At 68.6% G+C, this 12787-nt stretch carries 8 protein-coding genes; 1 reads left to right on the forward strand and 7 read right to left on the reverse strand.

Annotated elements, in window-relative coordinates:
* The first annotated feature begins 16 nt into the window (after positions 1–16).
* Positions 17–6400, forward strand: a complete 6384-nt coding sequence (locus QPK29_RS10435; protein ID WP_371768825.1) for an Ig-like domain-containing protein — start codon at positions 17–19, stop codon at positions 6398–6400.
* A 121-nt stretch (positions 6401–6521) separates the two neighbouring features.
* Here QPK29_RS10435 and QPK29_RS10440 read toward each other — a convergent pair whose 3' ends face one another.
* From QPK29_RS10440 to QPK29_RS10470, 7 genes are all read right to left on the reverse strand, one after another.
* On the reverse strand, positions 6522–7460 hold the full coding sequence (locus QPK29_RS10440) for an RluA family pseudouridine synthase (RefSeq protein WP_371768826.1): 939 nt from the start codon (positions 7458–7460) through the stop codon (positions 6522–6524).
* A 14-nt stretch (positions 7461–7474) separates the two neighbouring features.
* Positions 7475–8404, reverse strand: coding sequence for a M48 family metallopeptidase (locus QPK29_RS10445; RefSeq protein WP_160409731.1), 930 nt, complete (start codon positions 8402–8404; stop codon positions 7475–7477).
* Positions 8405–8502: 98 nt separating this feature from the next.
* Complete coding sequence (metW, locus tag QPK29_RS10450) at positions 8503–9120, reverse strand: methionine biosynthesis protein MetW (RefSeq protein ID WP_056122150.1); 618 nt, start codon at positions 9118–9120, stop codon at positions 8503–8505.
* Positions 9117–10265: a homoserine O-succinyltransferase MetX gene (gene metX / locus QPK29_RS10455; protein ID WP_082577027.1), complete on the reverse strand. Its 1149-nt coding sequence runs from the start codon at positions 10263–10265 to the stop codon at positions 9117–9119. The genes metW and metX overlap by 4 nt, the downstream gene beginning before the upstream one ends.
* A gap of 19 nt (positions 10266–10284) precedes the next feature.
* Positions 10285–12036 (reverse strand): phosphoenolpyruvate--protein phosphotransferase, encoded by a 1752-nt coding sequence (gene ptsP / locus QPK29_RS10460; RefSeq protein WP_371768827.1) that lies wholly within the window; start codon positions 12034–12036, stop codon positions 10285–10287.
* 41 nt (positions 12037–12077) lie between these two features.
* Positions 12078–12347 carry an HPr family phosphocarrier protein gene (locus tag QPK29_RS10465; protein WP_056122141.1) on the reverse strand — a complete coding sequence of 90 codons (270 nt, stop codon included), beginning with the start codon at positions 12345–12347 and terminating at the stop codon, positions 12078–12080.
* Between the two features lie 35 nt (positions 12348–12382).
* A complete protein-coding gene (locus QPK29_RS10470) occupies positions 12383–12787 on the reverse strand; it encodes a PTS sugar transporter subunit IIA (RefSeq protein WP_056122138.1) in 405 nt (134 codons plus the stop codon).

Here is a 12787-nt window from a genome sequence, read left to right on the forward strand (position 1 = left end):
CTGTCCGCGAACGATCATGCCCACCCAGACCCCTCTTTCCTTCGTGCCGAAGTTACTGGCGCCCCCTACGCCGATCTTCACGCCGGGCCACACGAGTATTACCCTGGATTTCAGCACCGACATGGCGGCTGGGAGCGGGTCGGTCATCATCACGGACGGTGCCATACAGACCGTGATCGACCGCGTAACGGGCGAGCCAACGCTGCGGGTGGTCGGCGCGACCGACACGCACACGATATCGGCATCCAGCCTCGTCATCGAGGGCACCCAGGTCAAGCTGGACGTGGCCGGCCTGCTGCCCGACCACACCTACAGCCTGGTCATGGGCGCGGATGCGCTGCAGTCGACAGCGCATGTGGCATTCGGCGGCGTACGCTCGACTTCGCAGGTGCCGATCGTCACGCCGGACGCCCCGGACACGCTCGGCCCGCAGTTACTCAAGATCGACACCGACAGCAGCGTCCTGAAAGCGGGGGGCAGCATCGTCGTCACGTTGACGTTCTCCGAAGCCGTCGACGACCTGCCGGCGGATGCGTTGAGCGCGCAGCACGCGGAGATCACCAGCCTGACCAGGAGCGACGGCGGTCTCACGTGGACAGTGCTTCTGGCCGCGCCGAAAGACGCCACCACGGCACTCGGCAACGTCCTGAGCCTGGACATGACCAAGGTGCTCGACGCGGCCGGCAACCACGGCAGCGGCACGAGCAACCTCGCCAGCTACACGGTCGACACGCAGGCCCCCACGGCTACCGTCACGCTGGACAACGCCCTGCTCGGCGGCGGCCACGATGCCGTCGCGACCATCACGTTTTCCGAAGCCGTCACGGGCCTCACGTCCGCCGCGCTGAACGCAGGCCACGCGACCGTCTCGAACCTGCACACGACGGACGGCGGCACGACCTGGACCGCCACGCTGAGCGGCACCGCGGCCACCAGCGCGGGCGGCAACGTCCTCGCCGTCGACCTGGGCCAGGTGAAGGACCTGGCCGGCAACGCGGGCAGCGGCAGCGCGGTGTCGGCGGCCTACACGGTCGATACGCAGGGACCGAACGCCGTCGCCATCGCCCTCGACAGCGCCACGCTCGCCGCCGGCAAGCCCGTCCATGCGACGTTCACGTTCGCGGAACGCGTGCAGAACCTGGCGCCGGACGCGATCACGGCACCGCATGCGACGGTGTCCGATCTCGCCAGCAGCGACGGCGGCAAGACCTGGACCGCGACGCTCTCCGCGGACGGCACCGGCACCTGGACCGGCAATGCCGTCAGCGTCGACCTGGGCAAGGTGGCCGACCTCGCCGGCAACGCGGGCAAGGGCACGAGCGCGAGCCCGGCCTACACCGTCGACACGCAGGGGCCGACCGCCACCCTGGCACTGGACGGAACGGCCGTGCACACGGGCGGCACCCTGGGCCTGACGCTGCATTTCAGCGAGGCCGTGAAAGACCTGACGGCGGCCGCGCTGCAGGCGCCCAATGCGGCGCTCGCCAACCTGCAGCACTCCGGCGACTACCTGACGTGGACGGCCACGCTCACCCCGCAGGGCGGCGTCACCGACGCGACCAATGCCGTCATCCTCGATCTCGCGAAGGTGCACGATGTCGCGGGCAATGCCGGCAGCGGCAGCACGGCCTCCGGCAACTACGCCATCGACACGCACGGCCCCGGCGCCGTCGCCATCGCGCTGGACGGCGCCACGCTCGCCGGCGGCAACAGCATCCACGCCACGTTCACGTTCGACGAAGCCGTGCAGGACCTGCCGCTCGCCGCGATCGGCGCGCCGCACGCGCACGTGACCGGCCTCGCGACTAGCGACGGCAGCAAGACCTGGACCGCGACCCTGACCGCGGACGGCAGCGGCACCTGGACCGACAATACCGTCTCCGTCGACCTGGCCCGGGTGAAGGACCTGGCCGGCAACGCGGGCAGCGGCACCTTCACCGGCGCGGCCTACGCCGTCGACACGGAAGGCCCGACCGCCACGCTGGCGCTGGACAGCACGACCCTGCACGGCGGGAGCAGCGCCACGCTGACGATCCGGTTCAGCGAAGCGGTGACGGACCTGACCGCGGCCGCGCTGCAGGCCCCGAACGCGACGCTCACGAACCTGCAGCATTCGGGCGACGGGCTGACGTGGACGGCCACGCTGACGCCGGCGAGCGGCATCGAGGATGCGGTCAATACCGTCACCCTCGACCTCGCGCAGGTGCACGACGCGCTCGGCAACGCGGGCAGCGACAAGGCGACCTCCGGCAACTACGCCGTCGACACGCAGGGCCCGACCGCTACGCTGGCGCTGGACAGGACCGTGCTGCACGGCGGCGGCGGCGCCACCCTGACGATCCGGTTCAGCGAAGCCGTGACGGACCTGACGGCGGGCGCGCTGCAAACACCCAACGCGACGCTCGCGAACCTGCAGCATTCGAGCGACGGATCGACGTGGACGGCCACGCTCACGCCGCAGGGCGGCCTCACCGCGGCGGGCAATACGGTCACCCTCGACCTCACGAAGGTGCACGATGCGCTCGGCAACGCCGGCCGCGCCAGCGCCGTCTCGACCGCCTACGACGTCGACACGGTGGCGCCGACCGTGACCAGCATCGCGCTCGACAACACGAAGCTGGACGCCACCCACGGCGCCACGCTGACCATCCGCTTCAGCGAAGCCGTGGCCGACCTGGGCGCGGGCGCCATCACCGCCCCGCACGCGGCCGTCAGCGGCCTGCACACGGCGGACGGCGGCCTGACGTGGACCGGCACGCTGGCCAGCAACGACCTGGCGCCCAGCAGCGGCAACGTGCTGTCCGTCGACCTGGCCAAGGTGCACGACCTGGCCGGCAACGCGGGCAGCGGCAGCGCCCAGTCGGAGGGCTATGCGGTCGCGGGCATCGCCAACACGCTCGCCATCGCCCTCGACGGGGCGAGCCTCGACGCGACCCACGCGATCCAGGCCACGTTCACGTTCACGCAGACCGTGCCGAACCTGCCGCTGGCCGCGATCTCGGCGCCGCACGCGAGCGTCTCGAATCTGGTGGGCAGCGCGGACGGCAAGACCTGGACCGCGCTGCTGTCGGCCAGCGGCAGCGGCGACTGGACCGGCAACGTCGTCGGCGTGGACATGACCAAGGTGCTGGACGCGAACGGCCATCCCGGCACCGGCAGCGCGTGGAGCGCCCCGTACGCGGTCGACACGATCGGCCCCGCGGGCGCGACGATCCTGCTTGCCGCCGGTACGCTGAACGCGGGCGGCACGATGGACGTGACCTTCGCGTTCGCCGAAAGCGTGAGCACGCTGCCGGCAACCGCGATCAGCGCGCCCGGCGCCACCGTGAGCGGCGTGCACACGGCCGACGGCGGCAAGACGTGGATGGCGACGCTGACGGCCCAACCCGGCGTGGACACGGGCGGCCTGCACGTCGTGCTCGACCTGGCCCAGGTCGTCGACGCCCACGGCAACCGGGGCGGCGGCTTCGCGGCCAGCACGGCCGCGTACGCGATCGACAGCAAGCCGCCCGTCGTGGCGGACATCCTGTTCGACGACACGACGATCGGCCCGTCGCACGGCATCGGCTTTTCGATCACGTTCTCGGAAAGCGTGAGCGGCCTGACCGCCGCCGCGCTGCAGGCCCCGCACGCGACCGCGAGCGGCCTGGCGACGGCGGACGGCGGCAAGACGTGGACCGGCACCCTGAACGCCGAGGCCGGCGCCGGCAGCAGCACGGGCAACCAGCTGCGCGTGGACCTGACCCAGGTGCACGACGCGGCCGGCAACGCGGGCAGCGGCAGCGCGGCGTCGCTGTCGCACTACAGCGTGAACACGGATGCGCTCACCGCCACCGTCTCCCTGGACGGCGGCGCGCTGGTCAGCGGCGGCAGCGTCGGTCTCACGGTGCGCTTCTCGGCGGCGGTGACGGCGCTCGACGCCTCGGCCCTCGACGCGCCGCACGCCGCGCTCACGAACCTGCACCACTCGGACGACTACCGGACGTGGTACGCGACCCTGTCCGCGGCCGACGCGGGCATCGTCGACAACACCAACACCGTCGGCGTCGACCTGACGAAAGTGCACGACACGCTCGGCAACGCGGGCAACGGCACGGCCAGCTCCGGCAACTACACGTACGACACGACGGTGGCGGCCTACATCTCCGGACTCTTCGTCAGCGACGAAGGTCCGTATGCCGACGATGGCATCACGAACAGCGGCGGCGAATACGCCTACGGCTATTTCATCGGCACCCTGGCCGACAACCAGCAGCTGAAGGTGATGATCGACGAGCAGGAAGTGGACCCGTACGGCCTGCACGTGTACTCGGCGGAAGGCGGCAGCACGTACTGGTATTACGCGAGCGAGGCGTACCTGACCCCGGGCGTGCACACGTACACCGCGAGCATCGTCGACGATGCCGGCCACGCCAGCGCCACGGTGTCGAAGCAGATCACGATCGACACGACGAATCCGCACGTCACCGGTTCGCCCGACGGCAGCACGGCGTTCGACGTCGCGGGCAATCTCGTCCTCACGTTCGACAAACCCGTGTACTGGACGAGCGGGGAAAGCAGCTACGACGGCCTGCAGCTGTACGACTTCGACGGCGCCAGCAGCTACATCCCCCTGACGGAAGCGAACTTCTCGGCCGACCACAAGACCATCACGCTCACGGCCGACGAGCTGCACCTCGGCTCGGGCAACGACTATTCCCTCTACCTGCCCTACGCGCTGACCGACCTGGCCGGCAACCAGGTCGCGGAGCACAGCATCGTCTTCCACACGGCCGGCACCTACGTCGACGTGACGGCGCCGCGCGCGACGAACCTGCGCGCCGACGTCGGCGGCGGCGACTACGGCGTCGGCGCAACCATCGGGATCCGCGTGACGTTCAGCGAACCGGTCGACGTACGCGGCGCCCCCGGCCTCGAACTCAACAACGGCGCCGAGGCCCACTTCAAGGGCCTGAGCGACGACCATCGCAGCGCGCTGTTCGAGTACACGGTGGCCGCCGGCGACAACGACGTGTCCGGCCTGGACTTCGCCACCAGGGGCGACCTGACGGACCATTTCGCGGACGGCGCCGGCAACGTGCTCGACCTCGCGCACATCACGTACGGCTACCTCGGGGACTCGGACGGCTACGGCGGCACGATCCGGATCGACACGCACGCCCCGGACGCCCCGTCCGCGCCGACGCTCGCCGCCGCATCCGATACCGGCACCGCCGGCGACAACGTCACGAGCGTCGTGGCGCCCACCTTCACGGGCAGCGGCGCCGATGGCTGGGCCCAGATCGAACTGTACGTGGGCGACCGCCTGGTCGGCAGCGGCTGGGCCGACGGCGGCGGCAAGTGGAGCATCGACGACGTCCTGCTGGGCACCAACGGCACCTACACGGTCAAGGCCGTCCAGTACGACGCCGCGCACAATGCGAGCGCACCGTCGCAGCCGCTGACGGTCACCGTCGCCGGCTCGACCGCCGCGGGGGCGACGTTCGTGCCGGGCGCCGACAACGGCCTGTCCTCCAGCGACACCATCACGAGCTTCACCGCGCCGGCACTGACGGGCACCGTGGCCGCCGGCACCGAGGTGACCGTGTGGGACGGCGGCACGATCCTGGGTTCCACCACCGCCGGCGACAACGGCGTATGGCATTTCTCGCCCCTGTGGGACCTCGCGAACGGCCAGCACACGATCACGCTGGAACTGCAGGATACCGGGGGCAACGTGACGCCGCGCGACCTGTCGGTCCCGTTCACGTTCACGGTCGACGCCATCGAACCGGACGCCCCGGGACAGCCGGTGCTGGCGGCGGCGAGCGACACGGGCGTCTCGTCCTCCGACGGCATCACGAACGACACGATGCCCACGCTGACCGGCACGGCGGCCGAAAGCGGCGGCCGGATCCTGGTCTACGACGGCGCGTCCCTGGTGGGCGGGGCCGACGTCGGCAATAACCGGAGCTGGACGGTCACGCTCGGCGGCGGCGGGCCGCTCACGGACGGCGTGCACACGTTCACCGTGGTCCAGGAAGATGCGGCCGGCAACCAGGGCGCCGCATCCGCGCCGTTGTCGGTCACGATCGACACGACGGCACCGACGGTGGCATCGACCCAGTCGACCAGCAAGGCGGGGGCGAACTGGCACAGCCTGACGTTCAGCGAAAAGATCGTGTTCGCGCAGAACGGCACGATCGACGTGCTCGACAGCGGCAACGTGGGGCGCTCGCACCATGCGTGGGACGTGCTGACCAACTGGGACATCGCGACCGACACGCGCACGCTGGAGCTCAACCTGGGCACGCTGAACGGCGCCTACCACCTCACGGTGAACGGTAACGCGATCGAGGACGTGGCGGGCAACGTCGCCATCATCGGCAGCGACACCTTCGGCGTCGGACTGACGGCCTGACGTCTCGACCCAAAGTCGTTCCCGCGAAGGCGGGATGCCGCTCTGCGTCATCCCTCCAAGTCTTGCTTGCGTCGCCGCAGCTTGACGAACCTGGGCCCCTGCCTTCACGGGGGCGACGGTTTCAAGCCGGCCACGCCAGCGCGCGGCGGCTGTCGAAGCGGCGTGCTTCTCCCGTGAGCGGATCGTCGAACGCGATGGACCGCGCCAGCAGTTGCAGCGGCGCGGAGAAATCGTCGCCCTTGCACGGCAGCGCGACGGGATAGAAGGCGTCGTTCAGGATCGGCACGCCCAGCGACGCCATGTGCAGGCGCAGCTGGTGCTTGCGGCCCGTGTGCGGATGCAGGCGGTAGCGCGCCACGTCGCCGCGCGTTTCCAGCAGCTCGACGAACGTCTCGGAATTCGGCTCGCCCTCTTCTTCGCGCATCACGAAGAACTTGTCGCCGTCGACCATGCGGCTGCGGTAGGTGAACGGGAAGTCGCGCCCGTGCAGCACGGGCGCCAGCGCCTCGTACACCTTGCGGATGCTGCGCTTCTGGAACATCGACTGGTACGTGCCGCGCGTGGCGAGGTTGTGCGAGAAGATGACGACGCCGGCCGTCTCGCGGTCGAGGCGGTGGATCGGCGTCAGGTGCGGCAGGTCGAACTTCTGTTTCAGCCGCACGAGCAGGGTCTCGCGCAGGAAGCGCCCCGTCGGGATCATCGGCAGGAAATGCGGCTTGTCGACGACGAGCAGGTGCTCGTCCTGGAAGATGATGCCCTCCTCGAACGGAATCGGCGTCTCGTGTTCCAGCTCGCGGTAGTACCAGATGCGCATGCCCTGGCGTACGTGGCTGTCGGCCTGCAACGGCGTACCGTGCGCATCGACGACGTCGCCGCGCGCGAGGCGTTCGGCCCAGGACGGGCCGGCGATGGCGGGAAAACGCTCCTCGAGGAAGGCCAGCATGCCGCCGGTCCGGGTTGCCGTGATCCACAGATAGCTGGGCGCCACGCCGTCCCGCACCGGCAGCGGCACGATGGCGTTGGCCGCGGCCTGGTGGCCCTTCCTGACGAAACGAACCATCGATCCCTTATTTATCAGCGTTGCGCGACGTTGGAGCGGTAAGGCGGCAACCGGTCGACGGACGTGCCCTTGCTGCGCGCATACAGCGGCAGCAGCACGTTCATGTGGCTGTCGATCTGCTCGATGCGATCGCTGCCGCCCGGGTGCGTGGACAGCAGCTCGATCGGCGCGCCGCTCTGGTTCAGCGCCGCCATCTTGTTCCACAGCGCGATGCCCGCGCGCGGGTCGTAGCCGGAGCGCGCGGCGATGTCGAGGCCCACGAGGTCGGCTTCGCGTTCCTCGTCGCGCGAGAATTTCAGCACGAGGAGCTGGCCGGCCGCGTTGGTCGCGCCGCGCACGTCCACGCCGAGCCAGGCCGACAGCGCGGCGCCGCCCAGCTGGCTCGCGAGGCCCGTCGCCGCCGCCTTGCTCTGGCGGTCGCGCCCGTGCTCGCGCAGCGCGTGCGCGATCTCGTGGCCCATCACGGCCGCGATCTCGTCGTCCGTGAGGCGCAGCTTGTCGATGATGCCCGTGTAGAACGCGATGCGCCCGCCCGGCATGCAGAACGCGTTCACCTCGCCGGACTGCAGCAGGTTGACCTGCCACTTCCACTGCTGGGCATCGGGGTTCCAGCGCGCCGTATTCGGGATGATGCGTTTCGCGATGGCGCGCAGGCGCTGCACGCGCGGGTCGGATTCCGGCACGAGCGCGCCTTCCTGCTTCGCCTTGCTCATCAGCGCCAGGTATTGCTGGGCCGACTGCTGGTTGATGGCGTCCTCGGGTGCGGCGATGTCGCGCCACACGCCGCCGATCGAATTGCGCTTGAGCGGCTTGACGGCGATGCCGTCCTGCACGACCTGGTCCTGGTTCGGGCGGTCGTCCTGCGCGCGCGCGGCGTACGCGCCGGGCGTGGCGACGCTCAGGGCGAGCAGCACGGCCGCGCCGTGCTTGAAGAGTCGATTCATGGTGTTCTCCTGCTGGGTTCTGGACACATGATGCCCAAGTCGCGCTCGTAAGTACAACACGATACGCCTACCCGGGCAGCGACGCAGGCGGGGAAACGTCAGACCTTGCTCACGAGATCGCGCTTGCGCAGGCGGAATACCGCCAGGCTGCCGCGCAAATTCGGCAGGAACGACACCGGCTTGCCCTCGGCCAGCGCGACGTATTCCAGCACTTCCAGGCCGCATTTCTCGGCCAGGTCCTTGAAGTCGTAGATGGTCGCGTAGCGCAGGTTCGGCGTGTCGAACCACTGGTAAGGCAGGGTGCGCGACACCGGCATGCGCCCTTTCAGCAGCGCGGCGCGGTGCGGCCAGTAGGCGAAGTTCGGGAACGACACGATCGCTTCCTTGCCGACGCGGACGATGTCGCGCAGGCGCGCCTCCACGTGCTGCATCATCTGCAGCGACGACAGGCACAGGACCACGTCGAACGCGTCGTCCGCGAACAGGCCGAGGCCCTGCTCCATGTCGTGCTGGATCACGCTGATGCCGCGCTGCGTGCTTTCCAGGACCTTGTCGTCGGCGATCTCCACGCCGTAGCCCGTGCAGCGCTTGGCCTGCTCCAGGTAGCGCAGCATGGCGCCGTCGCCGCAGCCGACATCCAGCACGTGGGCGCCGTCGCCGACCCAGTGGGCGATGAACGCGAGGTCGGACCGCAGGGTCAGGTCTTCGTATTTCATGCGGCCTCCTTCTGCTCTGCCGCGATGCGCTGGAAGTAGGCACGGACGATGTTCATGTAGCGCACGTCCTCGAGCAGGAAGGCGTCGTGGCCGTGCGGCGCATCGATCTCGGCATAGGTCACCTTGCGGCGGTTGGCCAGCAGCGCTTCCACGATCTCGCGGCTGCGCTCCGGCGAGAAGCGCCAGTCCGTCGAGAACGACGCGACGAGATATTGAGCCTGCGTGTTTTCCAGCGCCTTGGCGAGGTTGCCGCCATGCTCGCGCGCGGGATCGAAATAGTCGAGCGCCTTGGTGATCAGGAGGTACGTGTTGGCGTCGAAGTATTCCGAGAATTTATCGCCCTGGTAGCGCAGGTAGGATTCGATCTCGAAGTCGATGCCGAAGTCGAATTTGTAGTCGTTCCTCTCGGCCGCGTTGCGCAGCTTGCGGCCGAATTTCTCCGCCATGTCGTCGTTCGACAGGTACGTGATGTGGCCGACCATGCGCGCCACCTTCAGGCCGTTCTTCGGCACCACGCCGTGTTCGTAGAAGTCGCCGCCGCGGTAGTCCGGATCGGTGAGGATCGCCTGGCGCGCCACGTCGTTGAACGCGATGTTCTGCGCCGAGAGTTTCGGCGTGGACGCGATCACGATGCAGTGACGCAGGCGCTCGGGGAACATGATGCTCCACGCGAGGGCCTGCATGCCGCCCAGCGATCCGCCCATCACGGCGGCAAAACACGCGATGCCGAGGCGGTCGGCCAGCAGCGCCTGAGCGGCGACCCAGTCTTCCACCGTCACGACGGGGAACGTGGCGCCGTACGGTTTTCCCGTGGCCGGATTCGTGTGCATCGGGCCCGTGGAACCGAAGCAGGAGCCGAGGTTGTTGACGCCGATGACGAAGAAGCGGTCGGTGTCGACCGGCTTGCCCGGCCCCACCATGTTGTCCCACCAGCCCGCGCTCTTCGGCTGGTCGGCGTAGTGGCCGGCGACGTGGTGCGACGCGTTCAGCGCGTGGCAGATCAGCACCGCGTTCGATTTGTCGGCATTCAGCGTGCCGTACGTTTCATACATCAGCGTGTAGTCGCCGATCGCCGCGCCGCTTTGCAGGCGCAACGGTTCGGCGAAGTGCATCGCCTGGGGGGAGACAATTCCGATCGATCCCATGAAGACTCTTAAGTTGTAACTAGACGGACTGCAGCTGCTCCACGGCTTCGGCGATGGCCGCCGGTTCCATCGCGCGCAGGATGCGCCTGGTGCGCGGCACGAGCCGCGTCAGGTCGCTGGACAGGATTTCCTGCTTGACGGCCAGGAGCTGGGCGGGATGCATCGAGAACTCGCGCAGGCCCATGCCCAGCAGCAGGCGGGTGAGCTTGACGTCGCCCGCCATCTCGCCGCACACGGCGACGTCGATGCCGGCCTTGTGCCCGGCCTCGATCGTCATCGCGATCAGGTTCAATACCGCCGGGTGCAGCGGATTGTACAGGTGCGCCACCTCGTAGTCGACGCGGTCGATCGCCAGCGTGTATTGAATCAGGTCGTTGGTGCCGATGGACAGGAAGTCCAGGCGCTTGACGAACATCGGCAGCGCCAGCGCGGCAGCCGGGATCTCGATCATGGCGCCGACTTCCACCGCCGCGTCGTACTTGATGTTCTGCTCGCGCAGCTGGGCCTTGGCCTGCTCGATCATGCCGAGCGTCTGGTCGATCTCGAACGCATGCGCCAGCATCGGGATCAGGATGCGCACCTTGCCGAATGCCGACGCGCGCAGGATCGCGCGCAGCTGCGTGAGGAACAACTGCGGCTCGGCGAGACAGTAGCGGATCGCGCGCAGGCCCAGCGCCGGGTTCAGCGCCGTGTGTTCCGTCTGGTCGAGCGGCTTGTCGGCGCCCACGTCGAGCGTGCGGATCGTGACCGGGCGGCCCTTCATCGCCAGCACGGCCTTGCGGTACTGCTCGAACTGCTCGTCCTCGCCCGGCACTTTCAAACCCTGTGCGCCACGGCCCATGAACAGGAATTCGGAACGGAACAGGCCCACGCCGACGGCGCCCGCTTCCAGCGCCGGACCGCAATCGTCCGGCAGCTCGATGTTCGCGAGCAGCGTGATCGGCGTGCCGTCCTTCGTGACGGCCGGCGTCTTCTTGAGCTTGAGGAGGCGTTTGCGCGCCTTCATCAGGTTGGCCTGGCGCGCGCGGTACTGCTCCATCACGAGCGCGCTCGGATTGCAGATCACGACGCCGGCATCGCCGTCGACGATCACCCAGTCGTCCTGCTCGATCAGGCGCGACGCCTGGCTCATGCCGACGGCGGCCGGGATGTCCAGGCTGCGCGCGACGATCGCCGTGTGCGAGTTCTGGCCGCCCACGTCGGTGACGAAGCCGACGAACGAGCGGTCGCGGAACGCGAGCATGTCGGCCGGCGAGATGTCGTGCGCGACGACGATCATCTGCGGCTGGAAGTGGTCTTCCTCGGGCACCGGCGGGGCCGACAGCGCGGTCCCCATCAGCACCTTCAGCACGCGCTCGGCCACCTGCTGGATGTCCTGCTTGCGCTCGCGCAGGTACTCGTCCTCGATCTCGTCGAACTGCGCGGACAGCTCGTCGATCTGCGTGACGAGCGCCCATTCCGCGTTGTAGTGGCGGCTGCGGATGATGTCGAGGGGCGCCTCCGAGATCATCGGATCGGACAGGATCAGCACGTGCACGTCGATGAACGCGCCCAGTTCCGTCGGGGCTTCCTTCGGCAGCTCGGTCCACAGCTCCTGCAGGTTGCGGTGCACCTCGGCGATCGCGTCCTGCAGGCGCTTCACTTCCGCCTCGACCTGCTCTTCCGGCACGAGGTAGTGCTTGACGTCGAGCGCGGCCGGCGTGAGCAGGTGCGCGCGCCCGATCGAGATCCCGCGCGAGACCGGAATGCCGTGCAGTGTGAACGATGCCATGGAGGGTCCCGGGTGACGGCCAGCTCGGCTGCTGTCCGGCATTACTCGCCTTCGCCGAATTTATCGTTGATGAGGCCGGTGAGCGCGGCGATGCATTCCTGTTCGTCGGGGCCGTCCGCTTCCAGGGTCACCTTGGCGCCCTTGCCGGCGGCCAGCATCATGACGCCCATGATCGACTTGGCGTTGATGCGGCGGCCGTTGCGGGTGAGCCAGACGTCGCTCTGGAACTTGGCGGCCAGCTGGGTGAATTTGGCGGATGCGCGGGCGTGAAGGCCCAGCTTGTTGATGATCTCGAGTTCCTGTTGAATCATATTTTAATTGTCGTTTCTCTCGTTCATCTGTCCGGTCAGGTGCCGACCCGGATGCGGTTGTCGACCCGGACGGCGCCGTTCTGCGCGCCGGTCAGGGCCATCTCGACCACGACGTCCAGCGTGTCGCGCCGGTACGTAATCGCGCGCAGCAGCATCGGCAGGCTGATGCCCGCGATGACTTCCACGCGACCGGCCTCGGCCAGCGTGTTGCAGCAATTGGACGGCGTGCCGCCCTTGATGTCGGTGATGACCAGCACGCCATCGCCTTCGTCCAGGCGCTGGATTGCACTCTTCGCCAGGGCGTGGATCTCGTTCGTGTCCTGGTCCGCCGTCACGTCGATCGCCTCGAAGCGCTCGGTGGGGCCGCGGAACACGTGCGCGACCGCGGCGATGAATGCCTGGCCCAGCGGTGCGTGGGTCATCAGCAGGATGCCTACCAT

Source organism: Massilia orientalis (assembly GCF_030411975.2).
GTDB classification, from domain to species: Bacteria; Pseudomonadota; Gammaproteobacteria; order Burkholderiales; family Burkholderiaceae_D; genus Telluria; species Telluria orientalis.